Source organism: Modestobacter sp. SYSU DS0657 (assembly GCF_054050925.1).
Genome location: NZ_JBJHAG010000018.1, coordinates 57123 through 79508, shown reverse-complemented (window position 1 = coordinate 79508; position 22386 = coordinate 57123). Strand labels below are relative to the sequence as shown.

The following is a 22386-nucleotide window of genomic DNA, read 5'->3' as shown; positions in this document are numbered from 1 at the left end:
GCCGGCGCCGCGGCGGTCAGGATGCGGCGGTGAGCAGCGACCCGGTCGTCGTCGGTGCCGACCTGGGCACCAGCGGGCTGAAGATCGCGGCCCTCGACCCGGCGGGCGCGGTCGTCGCCGAGAGCGAGGTCGGCTACGCCGTCGACCGGCCGCAGCCGGCCTGGGCGCAGACCGACGTCGTCGTGTGGCGCCGGGCGCTGGACGACGCCCTCACCGCGCTCGCCGGCCGGCTGGCGGGGCGCCCGGTGGCCGCCCTGGGGTTCTCCGGCCAGATGCACGGTGCGGTGCTGGTCGACGGCGCCGGCCGGCCGCTGGCACCGGCCCTGCTCTGGCCCGACCAGCGCGCCACGGCGGAGCTGACCCGCTGGCGAGGGCTCTCCGACGGCGACCGGGCGGCGCTGGCCAACCCGCTCGTGCCGGGGATGACGGGGCCGCTGCTGGCCTGGCTGGCCGCGGCGCGACCCGAGCTGCTGGAGCGCGCCGCGGCCGCCCTGCTGCCCAAGGACGCGCTGCGCGCGACGCTGCTGCCCGGCACCGACCCCGCGGTCACCGACCGGACCGACGCCTCGGCCACCCTGCTGTGGGACGTCCCGGGGGAGCGCTGGTCGACCGCGGCGGTGGCGGCCGCCGGCCTGCCGGCACGGGTGCTGCCCGCCGTCCGTCCCGGCGCCGAGGTGCTCGGGACGGCGGTCCTGCCGGTCGGTGAGGTGCCGGTCGTCGTCGGCGGTGCCGACACCCCGCTGGCGCTGCTGGCGGCGGGCGGCGACGGCGGCGGCGTCCAGGTGAACCTCGGATCCGGGGCGCAGGTGCTGCGTCCGGGCGTGCGGCCGCGGCCGGTGGCCGACCCGGTCGTGCACTGCTTCGCCGACGCCGACGAGGGCTGGTACGCGATGGCCGCGCTGCAGAACGCCGGCACGGCCTGGTCGTGGGTGCGGGAGGTGCTCGGCCTGGACTGGCCGGCGCTGGTGGGCAGCCTGGACGCCGCGGCGCCGGGGGCCGGTGGCGTCGTCTTCGCCCCCTTCCTGACCGGGGAACGGGGTGGGGTCGCCGGCCCGACGGCGCGGGGTGGGTGGACCGGGCTGTCGGCCGGCACGAACCGGGCCGACCTGGCCCGCGCCGCGCTGGAGGGCGTCGTGTTCGCCGTCGGCGCCGCCCTCGACCTGCTCGGGATGCCCCCGGACGACGCTGCTCCGGACGACGCCGCTCCGGACGACGCTGCCCCGGTCGTGCTCACCGGCGGCGGCGCGCGGGACACCGGGCTCCAGCAGCTGCTCGCCGACGTGCTGGGCCGGCCCGTGCAGCACGTGCGGGTGCGCAGCGCATCGGCCGCGGGCGCCGCGGTGCTCGCCGGGCGCGGGGTCGGGCGGGAGCTCACCCCGCAGCGGGCGCACGGGCCGGTGGTGGAGCCGCGGTCGGTGCCGCAGCTGCGGGCCGCCCGGGAACGGTGGACCGCCGCGGTCGGCTGACCCCGGCCGCGCAGGAGTGGAACCGGCTGGTCCGGGGCACCGTTGGCCCGGAGTGAGGAGCCGGCACCCGGATCCTCGTCGACGAGAGGGGGCGACGCGCCATGGCGTCGATCATGAACAAGGTCATGCAGTTCGCGAACAGCCCGAAGGGCAAGCAGGTCATCCGTCAGGCGACGGACAAGGCCCAGCAGCTGGCGAGCGACCCGAAGAACCGGGCCCGCATCGAGGACGTGCGGCGCCGGATCCAGGGCGGTCGCGGCGGCTCCGGGGGCACCGGCCCGGCGCACTGACCAGCGCCCCGGGCGGCGCTCGCCCCTAGCGTCGGGCGAGCGCCGTCAGCACGTCGGCGTGCAGCACGCCGTTGCTGGCCACCGCGCTGCCGCCCGCCGGGCCCGGGGCGCCGTCGAGGTCGCTGAAGCTCCCCCCGGCCTCCCGGACGATGACGTCGAGCGCGGCGAGGTCCCACAGCGAGACCTCGGGCTCGCAGGCCACGTCGACGGCGCCCTCGGCGACCATCATGTAGCTCCAGAAGTCACCGTAGGCGCGGGTGCGCCACACCGAACGCGTGAGGTCGAGGAAGGGGTCGAGGCGACCCTGCTCCTCCCAGCCGGAGAGGCTGGAGTAGGAGAGGCTGGCGTCGGCCAGGCCGGCCACCTGCGAGACGGTGCAGCGGGTCGCGCTCTCCAGCCGGCGGCCGGTCCAGGCGCCCACCTCCGCGGCCGCCCACCAGCGCCGGTTGAGCGCCGGCGCCGAGACCAGCCCGACCACCGGCACGTCGCCCTCGAGCAGCGCGATGAGCGTCGCCCACACGGGCACGCCGCGGACGAAGTTCTTGGTGCCGTCGATGGGGTCGATCACCCAGCGGCGGTCACCCCGACCGGTGCTGCCGAACTCCTCGCCGAGGACCGCGTCCCGGGTCCGCGCCCGGGACAGGGTGGCGCGCAGCTGCTCCTCGACCGCCCGGTCAGCGTCGGTGACCGGGGTGAGGTCGGGCTTGGTCTCGACATGGAGGTCCTGCGCCCGGAACCGGTCGAGGCTGATCGCGTCGGCCTGGTCGGCGAGCACGTGCGCCAGGCGCATGTCCTCGGTGAAGCCGCGCATCCCGGGTGTCATGACAGCCGAACCTACTGGTCCCGGCCCGGAGCAGCCGGGACCAGTGCGGATCGACCGTGGCCTCCTCGCCGGGTCCCGCCGCGAGCTCGCGAGTGGCGGGGGGCAAGGGGGGGCTTCATCAGTCGTTGAAGACCGCCTTCTCCACCGCCGCCGGGGTGTCGTACTCGCCGTCGTCGATGTTCCTCAGCGCCTGGAGCACCTCGCCGTCGCCGCCGTGGGACTCCGCGTGCTTGACCACGTCCTCCTTCTTCGCCGGGTACTCGATGCCGCCGAGGGCCTTCTGGATGTCGATCGGGCTCACCATGGCCGGTCGGCTACCCCGCGACCGGGGCGTCGATGCCTGCGGCCGCACACCGGTGTGCCGGGGCGCCCGCGACGTCTCCCCGGTTACGGTCGGGGGATGGAGGCGCGGACGATCGTCGGGCTGCTGGCCGACCCGGTCCGGCTCAAGGTGGTGGCCGCGCTGGCGCTGGGCGCCGGCACGATCGAGCAGGTGGCCGAGTCCACCGGCCTCTCCCTGCAGGAGGTGGCGCTGGCCGCCCGCCGGCTGGCCCGCGGGGGCCTGGTGGGTCGCGACGGCCACCGGTTGACGCTGCACCAGGACCGCTTCGGCAGTGCGGCGCGGGCGGCCGCCGAGCGCGAGCCGGCCCCGGAGCCGCTGTCGGCCGACCCCGCCGAGGACGCGGTGCTGCGGGCGTTCGTGCGCGACGGCCGGCTGGTCGCCGTCCCCGCGCAGCAGGGCAAGCGGCGGGTGGTGCTGGCCCACCTGGTGCACGTCTTCGAGGCCGGGGTGCGGTACCCGGAGCGCGAGGTGAACGCCCTCCTGGCAGCCTGGCACCCCGACGTGGCCGCCCTCCGCCGGTACCTGGTCGACGAGGGGCTGCTGTCGCGGGACGCCTCCGGGGTCTACTGGCGCAGCGGTGGTTATGTGCACGGCGTCGACGACTGAACCGGCGCCGACGGACCGAGGGGAGCAGCGTGCAACGGCAGGTCTTCGCCTTCTCCGGGGTGCTCGCGCCCCGGCCGGGTGAGCGCGGCAACCAGCCGCTCATCGAGCACGTGCTCCGGCTGGGACGGGACCGGCGGACCGCCGAGGGACCGGTGCGGATCTGCTACGTGCCGACGGCGATCGGCGACGACCCGACGGCGGTCTCGGTGTACGAGCGGGTCTTCGGTACCCGGGGCGACGTCACCCTCAGCACGCTGCGGCTGTTCCCCCGGCCGAGCGTGCCGGACGTGCGCCGGCACCTGCTCACCCAGGACGTCGTGCTGGTCGAGGGCGGCAGCCTGGTGAACCTGCTGGCCGTCTGGCGCGCCCACGGCCTGCCCGCGGCGCTGCGGGAGTGCTGGGAGGCCGGGGTCGTGCTGGCGGGCACCGGGGCCGGGAGCCAGTGCTGGCACGTGGGTGGCCCCACCGACGGGGTCGGTGACCGGCTCGCCCCGCTGACCGACGGGCTGGGCCTGCTGCCGTTCAGCAACAACGTGCACGACGACGACGGCGAGCAGCCGCGCCGGGAGGCCTACCGCCGGCTGGTGGCCGCGGGCGAGCTGCCCGGCGGGTACGCGACCGAGGACGGCGTCGGCCTGCACTACATCGGCGTCGCCCTCGCCGAGGCGGTCACCGTGCGCCCGGGAGCGCAGGCCTGGCACGTGCGCCCCGACGGCGCCGGCGGCTGGGCCGAACGCGCCCTGCCCACCCGCCTGGTCTAGCCACCTGCGCCCCGGGCGCTGGCCCTCCTAGTGCCCCGGGTCGAGCTGGCCGACGGCGGTGATCAGCCGGCGGAAGCTGCCCAGCCGCTCGCCGCGGGCCGACGGGCCGTCGGCGGCCCAGGCGTCCAGCGCGCACTCCGGGTCCTCGGCGGTGTGCCCGCAGCCGGGCGGGCAGTCGACGGCTGCCTCGGCGAGGTCGTCGAAGGCGGCGAGCACGTCCTGCGCGGTGACGTGCGCCAGCCCCAGCGAGCGGATGCCCGGGGTGTCGATCACGGTGCCCCCGCCGGGGAGGTCCAGCAGCACCGCCGAGGACGACGTGTGCCGGCCCTTGCCGATCTTGCTGACGTCACCGGTGGCCCGGAAGGCGTCCGGGACCAGCCGGTTGACCAGGGTCGACTTGCCGACCCCGGACTGGCCGACCAGCACGCTCATCCGCCCGGTCAGCCGCTCCAGCAGCTCGTCCAGCGACGCCTCCCGCGACATGGGCACCGCCTCGACCTCCAGCCCGGCGTACCGGTCCAGCAGCGGCTGCGGGCTGGCCAGGTCGGTCTTGGTGAGGCACAGCAGCGGCGCCAGGCCCCCGGCGTAGGCGGCCACCAGGCAGCGGTCCAGGAAGCCCAGCGCCGGGTCGGGGTCGGTCACCGAGGTGACGACCACCAGCAGCTCGGCGTTGGCCACCACGATCCGCTCGGTCGGGTCGGTGTCGTCAGCGGTGCGGCGCAGCGCCGTCGTCCGGTCCTCGATCACCACGATCCGGGCCAGCGTGTCCGGCCGGCCGGAGGTGTCGCCGACGATCCGCACCCGGTCGCCGACCACCACACCGTGCTTCCCCAGCTCCCGGGCCCGCATGGCGGTCACCTCGACCGGAGTGCCGTCCGGGTCCTCGACCCGCACCTGCATCCGGCCGCGGTCGACGGCGACCACCATCCCCGGGACGGCGTCCTCGTGCGCCGGCCGGGTGCGGGTGCGCGGGCGGGAGCCGTGCCGGGTCGGCCGGACCCGGACGTCGTCCTCGTCGGACCGCTTGTCCATCCGGCGGCTCAACGGCCCACCTCCGCCGGCCGGTCCACCAGCGCGGCCCACCGGTCCAGGAAGTCCGGCAGGGTCTTGCTCACCGCGCCGGGGTCGGTGACCCGGACGCCGTCGACGGCCAGCCCGAGCACGGCGGCGGCGTGCACCATGCGGTGGTCGGCGTAGGAGTCCAGCTGTGCGCCCCGGCCCGGGCCGGGGGTGATCACCAGGCCGTCGGGCAGTTGCTCCACCCGGGCGCCGACCGCGGTCAGCACCTCGTCGAGCGCCTGGAGCCGGTCGGTCTCGTGCCCTCGCAGGTGGGCGATGCCGGTCAGCCGGGACGGGCCGTCGGCCAGCGCGCACAGCGCCGCCAGCACCGGGGTCAGCTCGCCGACGGCGCCCAGGTCGGCCTCCAGCGGCGCGATCCGGGCGTCCCCGGTGACCTGCAGCCCGGCGGGGGTGCGCGCGACCTCGGCGCCCATCGCAGTGAGCAGCCGGTCCAGCTGCGCGCCGGGCTGGGTGGTGTCGGCCGGCCAGTCGCGCACGGTGACCCGCCCGCCGGTGACCAGCGCGGCCGCGAGGAAGGGAGCGGCGTTGGACAGGTCGGGTTCGACCACCCGGTCCAGGGCGGCGATCGGGCCGGGGGAGACCCGCCAGCCGCCGTCGGTCGGGACGACGTCGACGCCGTGCTCGGCCAGCGTGCGCACGGTCATCTCCACGTGCGGCATCGAGGGCAGCGAACCGGCGACGGCCAGGTCGACTCCCCGGTCGTACCGGGCGGCGGCCAGCAGCAGCCCGGAGACCACCTGGCTGGACTCGCTGGCGTCGACGGTCACCGCGCCGCCGCGGACCGCGCCGGTGCCGTGCACGGTGAACGGGGCCCGGCCCCGGCCGTCGTCGTCGATCCGCACGCCCAGGTCGCGCAGCCCGGCGATCAGCCCGGCGTTGGGGCGTTCCCGCAGCCGCGGGTCGCCGTCCAGCCGCACCGGGCCGGTGGCCAGCGCGGCGACCGGGGGCAGGAAGCGCAACACGGTGCCCGCCAGGCCGGCGTCGACGTCGGCGGGGCCGCGCAGCTCGCCCGGGGTGACCAGCCAGTCGTCCCCGTCCTCGGCGACGCCCACGCCCAGCGCGCGCAGCCCGTCGGCCATCAGGTCGGTGTCCCGGGCGCGCAGCGGTCGCACCAGCCGGCTGGGCCCCTCGGCCAGCGCGGCAAGCACCAGCGCGCGGGCGGTGAGCGACTTCGACCCGGGCAGCGTGACCACCGCGTCGACGGGGGCGGTGCGGTGCGGCGTCGTCCAGACCTCTGCCATGGCGGTCATCCTGCCCTGTCACGGCACCGGGGGTCCGGGGTGACGGCGCCTGCGGCCACCACCCCGGACCACCAGGTCAGCCGGCCTCGGCCTCGACCGACTCGGGCTTCGGCGTGCCGACGGTGCGCACCAGCCGCTGGTTGGCGAACTCGAACATGCCGAGCTCGGAGAGCTCCCGGCCGTAGCCGGAGCGCTTCACCCCGCCGAAGGGCAGCTCCGGGGAGGTGCCGGACGGCGAGTTGATCCAGACCATCCCCGACTCCACCCGGTCGGCCACGGCGCGGGCCCGCTCGACGTCGGCGGAGAAGACCGAGGCGCTCAGCCCGAACTCGGTGTCGTTGGCCAGCCGGACCGCCTCGTCCTCGCTGGACACCCGGTACACCACCGCCGCGGGGCCGAACAGCTCCTCGTGGTAGGCGCGCATCTCCGGGGTGACGTCGGCCAGCAGGGTCGCGTTGACGAACGCGCCCTCCCGCTCCGGCCGGCCGCCGCCGACCAGCACCGTGGCGCCCTTGTCGATGGCGTCCTGCACCTGGGCGGTGTAGTCCTGCGCGGCCCGCTCGGAGGACAGCGGGCCCAGCGTGGTCGCCGGGTCCGCCGGGTCGCCGGGCTGCAGCCCGCGGAAGGCCTCGGTCAGGCCCGCGACGAACTCGTCGTACACGTCGTCCATCACGATGAACCGCTTGGCGGCGATGCAGGCCTGCCCGGTGTTCAGCGTGCGGGAGATCGTGGCCGCCTGGACCGTCTTCGACACGTCGGGGGCGTCGAGCACGATGAACGGGTCGCTGCCGCCGAGCTCGAGCACCGACTTCTTGAGGTGCTTGCCGGCCAGCGACGCGACGCTGCTGCCGGCGCGGGCGCTGCCGGTCAGCGTCACGCCCTGCACGTGCGGGTGGGCGATCACCTTCTCCACGTCGGAGATCCGCAGGAACAGGTTGGTGTAGACGCCCTCCGGGACGCCGGCGTCGCGGAACAGCTGCTCCAGCGCCAGGGCGGTCTGCGGGTTGTTCTCCGCGTGCTTGAGCAGCACCACGTTGCCCAGCACCAGGTTGGGGGCCACCACCCGGGCCACCTGGTAGAGCGGGAAGTTCCACGGCTCGATGGCCAGCAGGACGCCGACCGGCTCGTTGACGACGAGGGCCTCGCCCTCCATGACGTCGATCCGCTTCGGCTCGAGGAAGCCCGGGCCCTTCTGGGCGTACCAGTCGAAGATCATCGAGACGAGCATCGCCTCGCCGGTCGCCTCCTGGATGCGCTTGCCCATTTCCTTGGTGATGAGCGCGCCGAGGTCGTCGCGCCGCTCGCGCATCAGCTCGCCGATGCGGCCGACGATCGCGGCGCGCTCGGCGACCGGGCGGCGCCGCCACTCGCCGAAGGCGGCGTGCGCCCGCTCGACGACGCCGTCGACCTCGGCGGTGTCCAGGAAGGGGAACTCCTGCTCGGTGCGCCCGGTGGCCGGGTCGATCGTCGCGTACGGGCGGTCACCGGAGTCACTGGCGGTCTTGGGGTGCTCGGTGGGCGGAGCCTGGGTCGTCACGTCGTCGTGCCTCCATCGCGCTGGGTCGGCTCTGTGCCTCCCCGTCCTACCTCCGCCGGGCCCCGCGCGCACGGGTGGGGGCGCTGGACGGAAGACCCACCTCGACACCGGCACCTAGGCTCGCTGGTGGTCGCCGGTGCCGTCGGCGCGCGGGGAGGAGCCGTCATGTGTGGTCGTTACGCCGCCAGCCGCCGTCCCGAGGACCTGGTGGTCGAGTTCGAGGCGGTCGTCGCCGAGGGGCAGCCCGCCCTGCCGGCGGACCACAACGTCGCGCCGACCAAGGACGTGTACGTCGTCCGGCACAAGAAGGAGCGGGACGCCGAGGGCGCGCTGACCGGCGGCGGGCACCGGGAACTGCGGGTCGTGCGCTGGGGGCTGGTGCCCTCCTGGGCCAAGGACGCCGCGATCGGCAACCGGATGCTGAACGCGCGGGTGGAGTCGCTGACCGAGAAGCCGGCGTTCCGCACCGCCGCGGCGAGCCGCCGCTGCCTGGTGCCCGCCGACGGCTGGTACGAGTGGGCACCGCGCGCCGACCGCCCGGGCAAGCAGCCCTACTACGTCACCCCCGAGGACGGTTCGGGCCTGGCGTTCGCCGGCCTGTGGGAGGTCTGGGGGCGCGGGGACGACCGGCTCTACACCTGCACGGTCGTGACGGCGCCGGCGGTCGGGGCGCTGGCCGAGGTGCACCCGCGGATGCCGCTGGTGCTGCCCCGCGAGCGGTGGGCGCAGTGGCTGGACCCGGCGGTGCAGGACGTGACCGAGGTGGCCGCCCCGACCCCGCCGGAGGTCGTCGAGCGGCTGGAGATCCGCCCCGTGGGCCCGGCCGTGGGCAACGTGGCCAACAACGGCCCGCAGCTGACCGCCCGGGTCGAGTCGGTCAGCGAGCCGGCCGACCAGCCGGCCCTCTTCTGATCGACCGTCCCCCTGATCGACCGTCCCCCTGATCGACCGTCCCCCTGATCGACCGTCCCCCTGATCGACCGTCCCCCTGATCGACCGTCCCCCTGATCGACGCAGCCGAGGAGACCAGCTGAGCGCCGACCCGTCCGCCCCGCCCGCCCCCGACCGGGCCCCGGAGTCCTCCCGGGCGCTGCCCGGGTGGGTCGCTGCCGGGGTCACGTTCCTCTCCTCCGGCGCGGTGCTCGTGCTCGAGGTCGTCGGGCTGCGGCTGATCGCGCCCTACGTCGGCATCACGCTGCAGACCAGCACCGCGGTGATCGGCTTCGCCCTGGCCGCGATCGCCGTGGGCGCGTGGGCCGGCGGCGCCGCGGCGGACCGGACGGACCCGCGCCGGCTGATCGCCCCGCTGATGGTGGCCGGTGGCGGGCTGATCGTGGCGGTGCTGCCGCTGGTCCGCTTCGCCGGTGAGCTGCTCACCGGGGCGGCGGCGGGCAACGTGCTCCTGCTGGCGGCGGTCGCCGTCGTGGTGCCGGCGGCGCTGCTGTCCGCCGTCCCGCCGATGGTCGTGGCGTTGCAGCTGGGCAGCCTCGCGCAGACCGGCTCGGTGGTCGGGCAGCTGTCCGGCATCGGCACGCTCGGCGGCATCGTGGCCACCTTCGCCACCGGCTTCGTGCTGGTCGCCGTGCTGCCCAGCAGCGTCATCCTGGTCGGCACCGGCCTGGTCGTGGTGGTCGCCGGGCTGGTCCTGGCCGTGCTGCTGCGCCGCAGCGGGCCGGCCGGCTCCGGGCGGCTGCCGGTGGGGCTGCTCGTGCTGGCCCTGGCGGCGCCCCTGCTCGCCGCGGTCGCGCCCACCCCGTGCGAGCGGGAGACCGCCTACCACTGCGCGCGGGTCACCACCGACCCGGAGCGGCCCACCGGGCGGGTGCTGCAGCTGGACACGCTGCGGCACTCCTACGTCGACCTCGCCGACCCCACGTACCTGGAGTTCGAGTACGTGCAGGCGATCGCCTCGGTTGCCGACGCGATGGCGCCGGCGGGGGAGCCGCTGTCGGCGCTGCACGTCGGGGGTGGGGGGCTGACGCTGCCCCGCTACCTCGCCGAGGTCCGGCCGGGCACGGTCGGCCGGGTGCTGGAGGTCGACCCCGGCGTGGTCGCCATCGACGAGGAGGAGCTCGGCCTGGAGCGGTCCGCGGAGCTGCAGGTGCGGGTCGGGGACGGTCGCGTCGGCCTGGAGGAGGAGCCGGGCGGGCAGCGGGACCTCGTCGTGGGCGATGCCTTCGGTGGGCTGTCGGTGCCCTGGCAGCTGACCACCGTCGAGGCGCTCCGCCTGGTCGACGACGCCCTGGCCGAGGACGGCGTCTACGCGGTCAACCTCATCGACCACCCGCCGCTGGGCTTCGTCCGCGCGGAACTGGCGACGCTGCGGGAGGTGTTCGACCACGTCGCGCTGCTCGCCCGGGCCCCGGTGCTCGCCGGCGAGGACGGCGGGAACGTCGTCGCGGTCGCCTCGCAACAGCCGCTCCCCGTCGACGGGATCGCCGCCGCCCTCGACGACCGGCAGCTGGCCTGGCAGGTCGCGACGGGGGAGGAGCTGGACCGGTTCATCGGCGACGCCGGCGTGCTCACCGACGACTTCGCGCCGGTCGACCAGCTGCTCACGCCCTACCCGACCACCGCCCGCTGACGCGGTCCGTCACGAGCGCGCGATCGGCGCGGTGCGGGCGCGGGTGAGCCGCACCAGGTCGGCCGGCGCCAGCTCCACCTGCAGACCCCGGCGGCCGGCGCTCACCAGCACCGTGGCGAGGCCCAGGGCGGAGGCGTCGACCACGGTCGGCAGTGCCTTGCGCTGGCCCAGCGGGCTGATGCCCCCGCGCACGTAGCCGGTGGCGCGCTCGGCGTCGGCCGGGTCGGCCATCGCGGCCTTCCGGCCGCCCGCGGCTGCGGCGAGCGCCTTGAGGTCCAGCTGGCCGCTCACCGGGACGACGGCGACGGTGAGCGCGCCGTCGACCCGGGCGACGAGGGTCTTGAACACCTGCGCGGGGTCGGCGCCGAGCGCGGCCACCGCCACCTCGCCGTAGCCCTGGCCGTCCGCGCCGCCGGCCGGGTCGTACTCGTGCAGGGAGTAGGCCGCCTTCGCCCGTTCCAGGGCCCGCACCGCCGGGGTCGCTGCCACGGCGGGGGAGCCTAGAGCGCGGTGGCCGGCGGCACGACCGGGTTCGGCGGTGACCCGGGTCGCGGGAATCCCGCCCGGGGGTGCTCGGTTGGACCGACCGTGAGCAGCACAGCCCCGGGCGCGGCGGCGCGGACCGCGCGCAGCGCCGCCCCGTCCCGTCGTCCCCCCGGCCGTCCCGACCGGTCCCGGCTAGGATCGTCCGACGTGGTGCCCCGTTCCCGGGCGCCGCAGAGAGGACGGTCGGTGCCCGAGGAGCCCACGATCGAGAACCCCGTCGTCGAGGCGGACGCGGCTGCAGCGCAGCCGGAGCAGCGCGAGGAGACGCCGGAGGCCCGCGCCGACGGCAGTCGGAGCGAGCTCGCGGAGTCGCGGGCGCAGCGTGACGCCCGGTTCGAGCGCGACGCCCTGCCCTACCTCGACCAGCTGTACCCGGCGGCCCTGCGGATGACCCGCAACCCGGCCGACGCCGAGGACCTGGTCCAGGAGACGTTCGTCAAGGCCTACTCCGCGTTCCACCAGTTCGCCGAGGGCACGAACCTCAAGGCCTGGCTGTACCGGATCCTGACCAACACCTACATCAACAGCTACCGCAAGAAGCAGCGGCAGCCGCAGCAGTACCCCACCGACCAGGTGCAGGACTGGCAGCTGTACGCCGCGGAGGAGCACACCTCCAGCGGGCTGCGCTCGGCGGAGATCGAGGCGCTGGACCACCTGCCCGACTCCGACATCAAGGACGCCCTCCAGCAGCTGCCGGAGGACTTCCGGCTGGCGGTGTACCTCGCCGACGTCGAGGGCTTCGCCTACAAGGAGATCGCCGAGATCATGGGCACGCCCATCGGCACGGTGATGTCCCGCCTGCACCGCGGTCGTCGCGGTCTGCAGAAGCTGCTGGCCGACTACGCCCGGGAGCGCGGTTTCGTCCGCGCGGGGGCTGCGGAGGAGGCGACCCGCTCATGAGCACCGACGCTCACGACGGAACGCACCGGATCCGGGGAGAGCACGGGGCGCACGACGACGTCGAGATCACCTCGTGCGACGACGTCCTCTCGCACGTGTTCGAGTTCCTCGACCACGAGACCGACGACGCACGGCGGTCGGTGATCGCCGAGCACCTCGAGGACTGCTCGCCCTGCCTGCGGCAGTTCGGCATCGAGCAGGAGTTCAAGGCCCTGGTGCGCCGCCGCTGCGGCGGGGACGCGCCGCCGCCCGGCCTGCGGGACCGGATCAAGGTGCAGCTGACCACCGTCTCCTTCGAGGAGGACGGCACGCAGGTCCGCATCGAGCGGTCCAGCGTGGAGACCTACACCGAGCAGCTCCCGGGGGAGCGCCCCTCCGCCTGACGGCTGCGGCGGACGAAGGACCCCCCTGCCCCCGTCGCTCGCGACGGGACTCTGCAGGGGGGCCGACGGCTCCGCCTTACGCGTTGGGGCGCTTGCCGTGGTTGGCGCCGCTCTTCTTGCGGGCGCGCCGCTTGCGTCCACGCTTGGACATCGCTGCCTCCTCACTCGGGTCGGGAATGCCGCCGGTGGTGCACCGGCGGGTGATCGCCGGCCGGGGCAGCGTGCGGAGAGCACCCGGACCGGCCAAGCTGACCGGACGAGGATCTCACGCGCCGGGCCGCGGCCGTGCGGTGGTGCAGGGCCGGCGGGGAACCTGTCAGGCTCAGGGGCGAGTGGTGGCGACGACGCCGGCCGCAGGCCGGGGACGGGGGACGGGGTGGCCCTGACGGCGGTGGAGAGCGTGCTGGTCGCTGGCCGCGGACCGGCGGCGTGCGCGGTGATCGCCGCCTGCGCGCGGCTGGGGGTCAAGGCCGTCGCGGTGTGCTCCGAGGCCGAGCAGGACGCCCGGCACGTCCGGATGGCCGACGAGTCGGTGCTGCTGGGCCCCGCACCCGCGGCGCAGTCCTACCTCGACGTGCGCCGCCTCGTCGAGGCCGCCCGCCGGACCCGGGTGCGTGCGGTGCTGCCGGTCCCGCCCGCGCTGGCCGGCAACGCCCGGCTCGCCGCGGCGGTGGCCGAGGCCGGGCTCACCTGGATCGGCCCGCACGCCGAGGTGCTCGAGCGGCTGGGCGGCGACGGGGTCGAGCCGGCCAGTGAGCGGGGCTTCCTCGCCTGGGTCACCGAGGACGCGCTGCACCACGTCACCCCGGTGGTGCGCGACCGGGCCGGGGGCACCCCGCGGGTGAGCTGGACCCCCGCAGAGGGCGTGGGGCCTCTCCCGGCCGCTGCCCGCCGCCTGCCCGAGCTGGGCTGGCGTGGACTGGTGACGGTGGGCATCGACCCCGACGGCGAGCTGGCCGAGGTCGCCGCCGGGTTCTCACTCGACATGACCGTGCTCGAGCGGTCGCACGGCGTGGACGCCGTCGAGCTCTCGCTGCGCAGCGCCGTCGGCGACGCCCCGGACGACGGCGGTGCCGCCCCGGTCCACCCGGCTGTCGCCGTCCAGCTGCGCGCCACCCTCCCGCCCGGGGTGGCCGGCCGGGTGACCGGGCGCCTGCCGGACCTGCCGCCGGGCAGTGTCCAGGGCGCCGACCGTGAGTTGGTCGCCGTCCGCGGCTACGACCCCGGGGACCGTCTGGACGGCTGGTACGACGCGCTGCTCGCGACGGTCAGCGCGGCGGCGCCGGACCTCGCGGCCGCGGCGCGCGCGGCCACCGACGTGCTCACCGGGCTGCCCGACACCGGGGTGCCGCACGACGGTGCCGCGGTCTGCCAGGTGCTGCACCGGATCGCCGCTCCGCTGGTGGCCGACCGCAGCTGAGCACCGGGCCGTGCTTTCATGGTCGTCCCCGTCGGGCGGCGGGGACGTCGACACGAGGAGGCGCGCCGGTGGCGGTCGAGGAGATCCACGCCGAGATGGTCTCCAGCGTCTGGAAGGTCCTGGTTGCCCCCGGGGCGCAGGTCGCGGCCGGGGACACGCTGGTGATCCTCGAGTCGATGAAGATGGAGATCCCGGTGCTCACCGAGCGGGCCGGCGTCGTCGAGGAGATGCACGTGGTGGAGGGCGAGGTGCTCCAGGAGGGCGACCTCATCGCCACCGTCGTCGCCGGCTGACGCTCAGAGCTCCCGCGCGTACACCCGCAGGTCGATGCCCGGCACCGGGCTCCAGTCGCGTTCCGGCAGCCGGGCGAAGCCCAGCCGCTCGTAGAGCCGGTGCGCCGTCGCCATCTGCGGCCCGGTGGTGAGCAGCATCCGCCGCTTGCCCACCGCGCGGGCGCGGTCCAGGCAGGCCTGCACGAGCGCTTCGCCCACCCCCTGCCCACGCGCCGCGGGGTCGACCACCAGCATCCGGAAGGCCGCCTCGTCGTCGGCCTCGGTGACCTGGCCGAAGTCGCCGGTGAGCACCAGCGCCACGCTGCCCACCACCGCGCCGTCGCCGTCCCGGGCGACGAGCAGCTCGGCCCGGTCGGCCCGGCCGGGGACGTCGGCGAGCTGCTCGGCGTACTCGGGCGAGGCCAGCCCCTCCGCGGTGTACACGCCGGCGGTGAGCCGGCCGATCCGTTCGTGCTCCTCAGGGCGGGCGGTGCCGATGCCGTCGGCGGCGCTGCGGCTCACCAGCGCAGGGTAGGTGGACCGGCCGCCGGAGCCCCCGCCTAGGCTCCGGGTCACCATGAGCAGCCTGTCCGATCGCCTGACCCGGAGCTCGGCGGCGAGCCCGTCCCAGGTCGACCACGCCCGCCGGCTGGTCGCCGACTGGCAGCTGCTGGCCGACCTGGCCTTCGCCGACCTGACGTTGTGGGTGCCGCTGCAGGACGGCGCCTGGTGGTGCGTGGCGCAGGTGCGGCCGCTGACCGCGCCGACCAGCCAGCCCGACGACCTCATCGGCACCGAGCTCAGCGGCGACGCGGCCGCCCAGCTGGTGCAGGCGCACAGCGAGGGGCGCCCGGTCACCGAGGGGGAGCCCGACTGGTCCGGGACCGCCCCGCGCCGGCGTGAGGTCATCCCCGTGCGGCACGACGGCGTGGTGGTCGCGGTGCTGGCCAAGGACACCAACCTCGCGGTCACCCGGGCCCCGTCCACGCTCGAGCTGACCTACCTGGACATCGCCGCCGACCTGTCGCTGATGGTCGCCGCGGGCACCTTCCCGCCACGGATGCTCGACGACGCCGAGATGAGCCCGCGGGTCGGCGATGGCCTGGTCCGGCTCGACTCCGCCGGTCGCGCCGTCTACGCCAGCCCCAACGCGCTGTCGGCCTACCGGCGGATGGGGGTCATCGGCGACGTCGTCGGTGCGGACCTCGCTGAGGTCACCCGCGGCGTCTCGGCCGACCGGGTGGCCGGCGAGGCGGTGGCGGCCAGCATCAACGCGGCGGTGGCCGGCCGGTTCCCCGATCCGATGGACGTGGAGAACGACGCTGCCACGATGCTGGTGCGCGCGCTGCCGCTGCAGGCGCCCGGGGCCGAGGAGGGCGCGCTGGTGCTGGTCCGTGACGTCACCGACGTCCGCCGGCGGGACCGCGCGCTGATGACGAAGGACGCCACCATCCGGGAGATCCACCACCGGGTGAAGAACAACCTGCAGACCGTCGCGGCGCTGCTGCGGCTGCAGGCCCGCCGGATGACCGAGCCGGCGGCCCGGGCTGCGCTGCAGGAGTCGGTGCGCCGGGTGGCCTCGATCGCGGTGGTGCACGAGACGCTGGCCGGCAGCAGGGACGACGTCGTCGACGTCGACGACGTGCTCGACCAGGTGCTGCCGATGCTCGGCGACGTGACCTCGGTGGGGCCGGCGGCGCGGATCAAGCGCGACGGCCGGCTCGGTGAGCTGCCCGCGGCCGCCGCCACGCCGCTGGTGATGGCGGTGACCGAACTGCTGCACAACGCCGCCGAGCACGCGTTCGAGGACGGCTCGCCCGGCACGATCGTGCTGCACGCCCGCCGTGAGGGCGCCGACCTGGAGGTGCGTGTGCACGACGACGGGCGCGGCCTGCCGCCGTCCTTCGACCCGGCAGCGAGCACCGGCCTGGGGCTGCAGATCGTCCGCACCCTGGTGACCAGCGAGCTGCACGGCACGCTGGAGATGGGGCCGCCCTCCGGCGGTGGCCCGGGCACGGAGGTCGTGCTCACCCTGCCGGGAGCCGGCCGTCCGCGCCGTTGAAGCAGCGAGGGCCGCTCCGGAAGACGGAGCGGCCCTCGCTGTCGGCCCCGTCCGGACGCTCACCCCGAGCGTGCCGGGGGGCGGGGGACGGGGTCCTTCGACTAGGCGGTGCGTACCCGGGTGCGGGCGGTGCGTCGCTTGAGGGCGCGGCGCTCGTCCTCGGACAGGCCGCCCCAGACGCCGGAGTCCTGGCCGGAGCTGAGTGCCCACTCCAGGCACGACTCCACGACCGGGCAGCGACGGCACACAGCCTTGGCCTGCTCGATCTGGACGACCGCAGGGCCCGTCGTCCCGATCGGGAAGAAGAGCTCCGGGTCCTCGTCCCGGCAGAGCGCGCGGTGGCGCCAGTCCATGGCTGTGTACTCCTCGATCTCGGCTGAAATGCTGTCGGCGGGCAGTCGGCCGCCGGCCTTGATGACCGCCCCCGCAGATCAACGCGCCGGAGGTCCGGCGTCGTGAACGGCGGCCGCCTGCCTTGTTACCGGCAGGTTGCTTGCTTGTGATGGTTTCACGAGACGCCGGGCTGTCAAGCAGACTCCCACCTGTTCACGGGCGCTCGTGAGGAAGCTCACCACGGGTGTGCGGGCCCCGCCACTCGTGCAGCGCTGCCCGCGTCCAGGGTCGCCGCGAGCAGGGGCGCCGCGAGCAGGGTGAGGTGCTGGGGCTGCCTCGTGCCCGGGGCCGGCCACGAGCGGAGCGAGCGGCGGGGAGGAACGAGGTCCTCTCTCAGACGACGACGCGGAGCGCGGTGGGCACCGAGCGAACCCGCAGACCGGTCGTGGTGCCGAGGTGGTCCCCGTCGAGCTGCCACCCCTGTGGGCGGGTGGCGGTCAGCGTCAGCTCGGTCAGGTCGTGCCACCGGTGGATGCCGCGCCCCCGGGCGTCGGGCCGCGCGGCCATCACCTGGCGGACGTGGTGCAGCATGCGGACCACGCCGACCCGGCCCATCGCGAAGACGTCCAACCCGGTGTCGAAGGACGCCTGCGGACTCGGGTTGACCGGCCGGGAACCGAGGTAGGTCCACGGGCTGACGTTGGACAGCAGGGCCAGGAAGAGCCCGTCGACGGGCGGCTCCCCGGGAACGGCGAGGGTCATCGCCGGGCGGCGCCGGTCGCGGCCGATCACGAAGGCGTCGAGGCCCGCGCGGACGTAGAGGGCGCCGCTGGACCGGCGACCGCGCGCCCGCTGCGCCTCGACCCGGGAGATCACGTCGGCGTCGAAGCCCATGCCCGCGGCGAAGGCGAACCAGCGCGGCTCGGTCCACTCCTCGGCCCCGGTGCCCGGCAGGCGGGCCGAGGCGGTGCCGAGGGAGACCAGCCGGGTGCGGCCGGCGCGCAGCGAGTCGAGGATCTCCCCGGTGGCCTCCACCGGGTCGCGGGAACGCCCCAGCGCCCGGGAGAAGACGTTGGTCGAGCCACCGGGGACGACGGCGAGCGTGGGGACCCGACCGCCCGGGCCGGCGCTGAGCAGGCCGTTGACCGCTTCGTTGACCGTGCCGTCGCCACCCAGGGTGACGACGACGTCGACGCCGTCGGCCGCGGCCTGCGCCGCGAGCTCCCGCCCGTGACCCCGGTGGGCTGTCTCCGCGACGTCGACCTGGAGCTGGCTGGACAGCGCCCGGACCAGCACGTCGCGCACCTTGCGGGTGGTGGTCGTCGCCGCCGGGTTCGCCACCAGCAGCGCACGCATGCGGCAAACATAGCCAGCCGCCTCGGGGGGCCTTGCGGCAGCTCGTCCGGTCGCTCCACGCGTAGCCTGTGGGCCGTGTCTGGCGATCAGTCGAACGCCCCCGGTCGCCGGCGACCCCGAGCGGAGGGGCTGCTCGGTGGTGCCGCGCAGCCGGCGGCGCCCCGGCCGGCGCGGGACCGCCCGCCGGCGCCCCCCGCGGTGCGCCGGGCCGCACTGGTGGTCGCCGTCGAGGCGGCGGGGCTGACCGCCCTGGCGCTGCTGCTGCTCCTCCTGACCGTCACCGGTGAGCCGGACAGCGTCGCCCGGGCGCTGGCCGAGGTCGTCTACGTCGGGCTGGGCGCCGGACTGCTGTCGGCGGCGGCGGTCGGGCTGTGGCGGGTGGCCGGGTGGTCGAGGGGCCCGGTGATCGTGCTGCAGCTGCTGCTGGGCGTCATCGGGTACACAGCGGCCTTCCAGGCCGACCAGCCGCTGCTGGGGGTGCCGCTGCTCGCCCTGGTCGCGCTGGAGCTGTACCTGCTGGCCACCCCCGAGGCCCGGCTGGCGTTCCTCGACCGCTAGACGAGGTCGATGACCTCGGCGATCGAGGGGAGCACCCGGCCCGGGCGGAACGGGAAGCGGGGCACGTCCGACTCCTTGGTCGACCCGGTGAGCACCAGCACGGTGTCCAGCCCGGCCTCGATGCCGGCAACGACGTCGGTGTCCATCCGGTCGCCGACCATGGTCGTCGACTCCGAGTGGGCCTCGATCCGGTTCATGGCGCTGCGGAACATCATCGGGTTCGGCTTCCCGACGAAGTAGGGCTCCGCCCCGGTCGCCTTGGTGATCATCGCGGCCACCGAGCCGGTGGCCGGGAGCGGCCCCTCCGGCGACGGCCCGGTCACGTCCGGGTTGGTCGCGATGAAGCGCGCTCCGTCGCCGATCAGCCGGATCGCGCGGGTGATCGCCTCGAAGGAGTAGGTACGGGTCTCACCCAGCACCACGTAGTCGGGGTCGGTGTCGGTCAGCACGTAGCCGGCCTCGTACAGCGCCGTGGTCAGCCCCGCCTCACCGATCACGTAGGCCGAGCCGCCGGGCAGCTGGGAGGAGAGGAAGTCCGCCGTCGCCAGGGCCGAGGTCCAGATGAACTCCTCGGGCACGGTCAGCCCGCTGCGGGCCAGTCGTGCCGAGAGGTCGCGCGGGGTGAAGATCGAGTTGTTGGTCAGCACCAGGAAGCGGCGCTCCCGGTCCCGCAGCCGCTGCAGGAACTCCGCGGCGCCGGGCAGGGCGTTGCCCTCGTGCACCAGCACGCCGTCCATGTCGGTCAGCCAGCACAGGGACTCGCTGCGCTCGGTCGTCACGTCGTCCTCCTCCTCGGTCGGGGTGGTCACCGGTGGGACGCGGCGAAGGAGTCGAGCGCCTCGTCGGTCAACCGGTAGACCGTCCACTCGTCCATCGGCACGGCCCCCGCTGCTCTGTAGAACGCGATCGACGGTGCGTTCCAGTCCAGCACCGACCACTCCAGGCGCGCGTACCCGCGCGCCACGCAGACCTCGGCCAGGGTGCGCAGCAGCTCCCGCCCCAGGCCCGTCCCACGGTGCTCCGGCCGGACGTAGAGGTCCTCCAGGTGGATGCCGTGCGTGCCCCGCCAGGTGGAGAAGGTGAGGAACCACAGCGCGAAGCCGGCGGTGCTGCCGTCGGCGGCGAGCGCCACGTGCCCGAACAGCGCCGGTGACTCCCCGAACAGGGCGCCGTGCAGCTGGTCGGCGGTCATCTGCGCCTCGTGCTCGGCCTGCTCGTAGGCGGCCAGTTCCCGGATCAGCCCGAGCACGGCGGGGACGTCGCCGGGCCCGATCGGGCGCACTGTCACGACGTCACCGGTTCGCTCCCGGGGTGCGCGCCGCTCCTGCCCGCTCACGAGAGCGCCTCCTTGACCCGGTCCGGCACGAGCCGCTCCAGCGGCGACACCAACGGCATCACCAGCGGGGACAGCAGGTAGCCGTAGGCCAGCAGGCAGCCGGTCACCACCGGGATCGTGGCCATCCCGAGCACGACCAGGACGGCGGCGATCACCAGACCGTAGGGCTTGCCGCTCTTCGGGCTCACCAGCGAGCGGAACGAGCGGTAGCGGACGTTGCTGATCATGAGCAGGCCGGGGACGACCAGCACCAGCAGCACCCACAGCCGGTCCCGCCCCTGCATCGCGTCGGCGAAGGCGAAGACGCTGGCCAGCACCACGCCGGCCGCGCCGGGGCTGGGCAGCCCGGTGAAGTACCGCTTGTCCGCGGTGGGGTCGATCGTGGTGTTGAACCGGGCCAGCCGGATCGCGGCGCAGGCCACCCAGAGGAAGCAGGCCAGCCAGCCCAGCGGATCCCACTGGTCGCGCCCGTCGGAGAACAGCGCGAAGACCACCAGTGACGGGGCCAGGCCGAAGGAGACCAGGTCGGCCAGCGAGTCGAACTGGAGGCCGAACGGCGACACCGCGCCGACCAGCCGGGCGACCGCGCCGTCGGCGATGTCGAAGACCACCGACAGCCCCACCAGCAGGCAGGCCAGTCGGTACTCCCCGCGGAAGGAGACCAGGATGGCGGCGAAGCCGCAGGCCATGTTGGCGAGGGTGAACAGGCTGGGCAGCCAGGCCCGCGCCCGCCGCCGACCGCCACGCATGGAGCCGCGGACGAACTCGACGGTCGTCGTCCGCCTGCCGGACACCGGAGGCATCTCAGGCGGGCCGGGACCAGCGCGCGATGACGGTCTCGCCGCCCCGTACCCGCTGGCCCTCGGTGACGGTGACCGTGCACTCGCGCGGTACGAAGACGTCCATCCGCGACCCGAACTTCATCAGCCCGATCCGTTCTCCGGTGGTCACCTGCTGACCCTCTCGCACCCGGGTGACGATCCGCCGGGCGAGCACCCCGACGATCTGCCGGAACACCACCGTGCGGTCCCCGTCGGCGAGCCACAGCTCGCTGCGCTCGTTCCGGTGCGCGCTCTCCTTGCGGTACGCGGCCAGGAAGCTGCCCGGCCGGTAGCTGGCGGAGGTGACCCGACCGCGATAGGGCGACCGGTTGACGTGCACGTCGACCACGGAGAGAAAGACGCTGACCTGCTGCCAGTCGCCCTCCGGGGCGACACCGGGCTGGGGCTCACCGGCCACCATCACCACGCCGTCGGCGGGGGAGATGACCTCGTCGTCCGGCGGTGGCACGGTGTCGCAGCGCCGATCCGGGTCACGGAAGAAGACCGCCATGTAGCCGGTGAGGGCCAGGAACGGCCACGCCGCCAGCCGGACCGCCCGGGATCCGGTGGTGCGGCCCACGGCGGACAGCGCCGCCGCGGTGGCCGACGGAACGGCGAGGAAGGGCCAGCCGGCCCGGTCGATGCGCATCGCAGACCGAGGTTACCGGGCTGTGACCGGGCGTTCGCGGTGACGGCGTGGCGGCCTGCCCCGGAGACACCACTGCCGGGCGCCCGCGGTCGCGGGGCCCGGCAGTGCTGGCCCCGTCCAGAGGCTCACCCCGAGCCTGCGAGGGGTGCGGAGGACGGGGTCCTTGCGTCAGGCAGCGGCCTTGGTCTCCCAGAAGATCTTGTCGATCTCGGCGATGTAGTCGAGCAGCTTCTGACCCTCGGCGGGGTCCATGCTGCCCTTGCCGCCGGCGGCGCCGGCCTGCTTGGTGGCCTTGTTGAACAGCTCGTGCAGCTGCGGGTACTTCTCGAAGTGCGGGGGCTTGAAGTAGTCGGTCCACAGCACCCACAGGTGGTGCTTGACCAGGTCGGCCCGCTGCTCCTTGATCATGATGGCCCGGGTTCGGTAGACCGGGTCCTCGTTGCTCTGGTACTTCTCCTGGATGGCCTTGACCGACTCGGCCTCGATGCGGGCCTGGGCCGGGTCGTAGACGCCGCAGGGGAGGTCACAGTGCGCGGTGGCCTCCACGGCGGAGAACATGCGGAACAGACGCATGGGTGTGCCTCCGGGGTCGTGGGGATGGATCGTCTGCGACCCTACCCGCGGTGATCAGCACGAACACGTCCAGCGGGCGCGGCCCGGGAGCCCTCCCCGGGCTGGCCACCCCGTGGGTGCTCGCCCGGGTCAGCGGGCCGTCGATGTCCCCGACGCTGCGGTCCGGCGATCGGCTCCTGGTCCGCCGCCAGCGCCGCCCGGGGGCGGTCCGCCCCGGTGACGTGGTGCTCGCCCGGTTCCCCTCCCGGCCGGAGCTGCTGGTGGTCAAACGGGCCCGCCGGCCGCTCGCAGACGGCCTCTGGTGGGTGGAGGGGGACAACCCGTTCGTCGCCGACGACAGCCGGGCGTTCGGTCCGGCGCTCGTGGTCGGACGCGTCGTGGTCCGGCTGCGGCCCCGCCCGGGGCGTCTCCCGCAGGCTCCGCCGCCCGGCTGACCGCCGACCCGC

Annotated in this window: 28 protein-coding genes; 13 read left to right on the top strand and 15 right to left on the bottom strand. The window is 75.2% G+C overall.

What is annotated here, in order from left to right; translation table 11 throughout:
• The first annotated feature begins 29 nt into the window (after positions 1-29).
• On the top strand, positions 30-1466 hold the full coding sequence (locus ACI79A_RS12960; protein WP_457083726.1) for an FGGY family carbohydrate kinase: 1437 nt from the start codon (positions 30-32) through the stop codon (positions 1464-1466).
• Positions 1467-1567: 101 nt separating this feature from the next.
• Positions 1568-1756, top strand: coding sequence for a hypothetical protein (locus tag ACI79A_RS12955; protein ID WP_457083724.1), 189 nt, complete (start codon positions 1568-1570; stop codon positions 1754-1756).
• Between the two features lie 25 nt (positions 1757-1781).
• Here ACI79A_RS12955 and hisN read toward each other — a convergent pair whose 3' ends face one another.
• The gene (gene hisN / locus ACI79A_RS12950; RefSeq protein WP_457083722.1) at positions 1782-2579 is read right to left on the bottom strand and encodes a histidinol-phosphatase; all 798 of its coding nucleotides are present in this window, start codon (positions 2577-2579) and stop codon (positions 1782-1784) included.
• Between the two features lie 118 nt (positions 2580-2697).
• Complete coding sequence (locus ACI79A_RS12945) at positions 2698-2883, bottom strand: DUF2795 domain-containing protein (RefSeq protein WP_457083720.1); 186 nt, start codon at positions 2881-2883, stop codon at positions 2698-2700.
• 96 nt (positions 2884-2979) lie between these two features.
• Between ACI79A_RS12945 and ACI79A_RS12940 the strand changes: the two genes are divergently transcribed.
• Positions 2980-3528: a DUF2087 domain-containing protein gene (locus tag ACI79A_RS12940; RefSeq protein WP_457083718.1), complete on the top strand. Its 549-nt coding sequence runs from the start codon at positions 2980-2982 to the stop codon at positions 3526-3528.
• A 29-nt stretch (positions 3529-3557) separates the two neighbouring features.
• Positions 3558-4289 (top strand): Type 1 glutamine amidotransferase-like domain-containing protein, encoded by a 732-nt coding sequence (locus ACI79A_RS12935; protein WP_457083716.1) that lies wholly within the window; start codon positions 3558-3560, stop codon positions 4287-4289.
• Positions 4290-4316: 27 nt separating this feature from the next.
• Here ACI79A_RS12935 and rsgA read toward each other — a convergent pair whose 3' ends face one another.
• The 3 genes from rsgA to ACI79A_RS12920 all read right to left on the bottom strand — a co-directional run bounded on the left by rsgA (position 4317) and on the right by ACI79A_RS12920 (position 8147).
• Positions 4317-5333 (bottom strand): ribosome small subunit-dependent GTPase A, encoded by a 1017-nt coding sequence (rsgA, locus tag ACI79A_RS12930; RefSeq protein WP_457083714.1) that lies wholly within the window; start codon positions 5331-5333, stop codon positions 4317-4319.
• Complete coding sequence (gene aroA / locus ACI79A_RS12925; RefSeq protein WP_457083712.1) at positions 5330-6610, bottom strand: 3-phosphoshikimate 1-carboxyvinyltransferase; 1281 nt, start codon at positions 6608-6610, stop codon at positions 5330-5332. Before aroA ends, rsgA begins: the two co-directional genes overlap by 4 nt.
• A gap of 76 nt (positions 6611-6686) precedes the next feature.
• A complete protein-coding gene (locus ACI79A_RS12920) occupies positions 6687-8147 on the bottom strand; it encodes an NAD-dependent succinate-semialdehyde dehydrogenase (protein WP_457083710.1) in 1461 nt (486 codons plus the stop codon).
• Positions 8148-8312: 165 nt separating this feature from the next.
• On the opposite strand from ACI79A_RS12920, the gene ACI79A_RS12915 reads away from it, so the two are divergent.
• The gene (locus tag ACI79A_RS12915; protein WP_457083708.1) at positions 8313-9059 is read left to right on the top strand and encodes an SOS response-associated peptidase; all 747 of its coding nucleotides are present in this window, start codon (positions 8313-8315) and stop codon (positions 9057-9059) included.
• Between the two features lie 226 nt (positions 9060-9285).
• Positions 9286-10731, top strand: coding sequence for a fused MFS/spermidine synthase (locus ACI79A_RS12910; protein ID WP_457083706.1), 1446 nt, complete (start codon positions 9286-9288; stop codon positions 10729-10731).
• A gap of 9 nt (positions 10732-10740) precedes the next feature.
• Here ACI79A_RS12910 and ybaK read toward each other — a convergent pair whose 3' ends face one another.
• Positions 10741-11220 (bottom strand): Cys-tRNA(Pro) deacylase, encoded by a 480-nt coding sequence (gene ybaK, locus ACI79A_RS12905; RefSeq protein WP_457083704.1) that lies wholly within the window; start codon positions 11218-11220, stop codon positions 10741-10743.
• Positions 11221-11463: 243 nt separating this feature from the next.
• On the opposite strand from ybaK, the gene ACI79A_RS12900 reads away from it, so the two are divergent.
• Together ACI79A_RS12900 and rsrA are read left to right on the top strand one after the other, a co-directional pair.
• Complete coding sequence (locus ACI79A_RS12900; protein WP_457083702.1) at positions 11464-12177, top strand: sigma-70 family RNA polymerase sigma factor; 714 nt, start codon at positions 11464-11466, stop codon at positions 12175-12177.
• On the top strand, positions 12174-12560 hold the full coding sequence (gene rsrA / locus ACI79A_RS12895; protein WP_457083700.1) for a mycothiol system anti-sigma-R factor: 387 nt from the start codon (positions 12174-12176) through the stop codon (positions 12558-12560). Before ACI79A_RS12900 ends, rsrA begins: the two co-directional genes overlap by 4 nt.
• Before the next feature lie 76 nt (positions 12561-12636).
• Here the strand turns inward: rsrA and ACI79A_RS12890 are convergent, their stop codons facing one another.
• Positions 12637-12711: a 50S ribosomal protein bL37 gene (locus tag ACI79A_RS12890; RefSeq protein ID WP_014742531.1), complete on the bottom strand. Its 75-nt coding sequence runs from the start codon at positions 12709-12711 to the stop codon at positions 12637-12639.
• Between the two features lie 225 nt (positions 12712-12936).
• Between ACI79A_RS12890 and ACI79A_RS12885 the strand changes: the two genes are divergently transcribed.
• Both ACI79A_RS12885 and ACI79A_RS12880 read left to right on the top strand, forming a co-directional pair.
• Positions 12937-13980, top strand: coding sequence for a biotin carboxylase N-terminal domain-containing protein (locus ACI79A_RS12885; protein ID WP_457083698.1), 1044 nt, complete (start codon positions 12937-12939; stop codon positions 13978-13980).
• 68 nt (positions 13981-14048) lie between these two features.
• Positions 14049-14273, top strand: coding sequence for a biotin/lipoyl-binding carrier protein (locus ACI79A_RS12880; protein ID WP_457083696.1), 225 nt, complete (start codon positions 14049-14051; stop codon positions 14271-14273).
• 3 nt (positions 14274-14276) lie between these two features.
• Here the strand turns inward: ACI79A_RS12880 and ACI79A_RS12875 are convergent, their stop codons facing one another.
• On the bottom strand, positions 14277-14774 hold the full coding sequence (locus tag ACI79A_RS12875) for a GNAT family N-acetyltransferase (protein WP_457083694.1): 498 nt from the start codon (positions 14772-14774) through the stop codon (positions 14277-14279).
• Between the two features lie 55 nt (positions 14775-14829).
• On the opposite strand from ACI79A_RS12875, the gene ACI79A_RS12870 reads away from it, so the two are divergent.
• Complete coding sequence (locus ACI79A_RS12870; RefSeq protein ID WP_457083693.1) at positions 14830-16314, top strand: sensor histidine kinase; 1485 nt, start codon at positions 14830-14832, stop codon at positions 16312-16314.
• Between the two features lie 101 nt (positions 16315-16415).
• On the opposite strand, the gene ACI79A_RS12865 is transcribed toward ACI79A_RS12870, so the two are convergent.
• Positions 16416-16667 carry a WhiB family transcriptional regulator gene (locus ACI79A_RS12865; RefSeq protein ID WP_153361367.1) on the bottom strand — a complete coding sequence of 84 codons (252 nt, stop codon included), beginning with the start codon at positions 16665-16667 and terminating at the stop codon, positions 16416-16418.
• Between the two features lie 373 nt (positions 16668-17040).
• Entirely contained in the window at positions 17041-18003 is a 963-nt protein-coding gene (locus ACI79A_RS12860) for a diacylglycerol/lipid kinase family protein (protein WP_457083690.1), read from the bottom strand.
• 75 nt (positions 18004-18078) lie between these two features.
• On the opposite strand from ACI79A_RS12860, the gene ACI79A_RS12855 reads away from it, so the two are divergent.
• A complete protein-coding gene (locus ACI79A_RS12855; RefSeq protein ID WP_457083688.1) occupies positions 18079-18561 on the top strand; it encodes a hypothetical protein in 483 nt (160 codons plus the stop codon).
• Here the strand turns inward: ACI79A_RS12855 and ACI79A_RS12850 are convergent.
• The 5 genes from ACI79A_RS12850 to sodN all read right to left on the bottom strand — a co-directional run bounded on the left by ACI79A_RS12850 (position 18558) and on the right by sodN (position 21940).
• Positions 18558-19370, bottom strand: a complete 813-nt coding sequence (locus tag ACI79A_RS12850) for an HAD-IIA family hydrolase (protein ID WP_457083686.1) — start codon at positions 19368-19370, stop codon at positions 18558-18560. The two genes, ACI79A_RS12855 and ACI79A_RS12850, sit on opposite strands and share 4 nt — an antisense overlap.
• Positions 19367-19897 (bottom strand): N-acetyltransferase family protein, encoded by a 531-nt coding sequence (locus tag ACI79A_RS12845; RefSeq protein ID WP_457083684.1) that lies wholly within the window; start codon positions 19895-19897, stop codon positions 19367-19369. The genes ACI79A_RS12850 and ACI79A_RS12845 overlap by 4 nt, the downstream gene beginning before the upstream one ends.
• On the bottom strand, positions 19894-20700 hold the full coding sequence (gene pssA / locus ACI79A_RS12840; RefSeq protein ID WP_457083682.1) for a CDP-diacylglycerol--serine O-phosphatidyltransferase: 807 nt from the start codon (positions 20698-20700) through the stop codon (positions 19894-19896). Before pssA ends, ACI79A_RS12845 begins: the two co-directional genes overlap by 4 nt.
• Position 20701: 1 nt before the next feature.
• Positions 20702-21367 carry a phosphatidylserine decarboxylase gene (locus tag ACI79A_RS12835; RefSeq protein WP_457083680.1) on the bottom strand — a complete coding sequence of 222 codons (666 nt, stop codon included), beginning with the start codon at positions 21365-21367 and terminating at the stop codon, positions 20702-20704.
• A 168-nt stretch (positions 21368-21535) separates the two neighbouring features.
• Positions 21536-21940, bottom strand: a complete 405-nt coding sequence (gene sodN, locus ACI79A_RS12830; protein WP_222194002.1) for a superoxide dismutase, Ni — start codon at positions 21938-21940, stop codon at positions 21536-21538.
• 143 nt (positions 21941-22083) lie between these two features.
• Here sodN and ACI79A_RS12825 point away from each other — a divergent pair, with 143 nt between their 5' ends.
• Entirely contained in the window at positions 22084-22374 is a 291-nt protein-coding gene (locus tag ACI79A_RS12825) for a S26 family signal peptidase (protein WP_457083754.1), read from the top strand.
• The last annotated feature ends 12 nt before the right edge of the window (positions 22375-22386 follow it).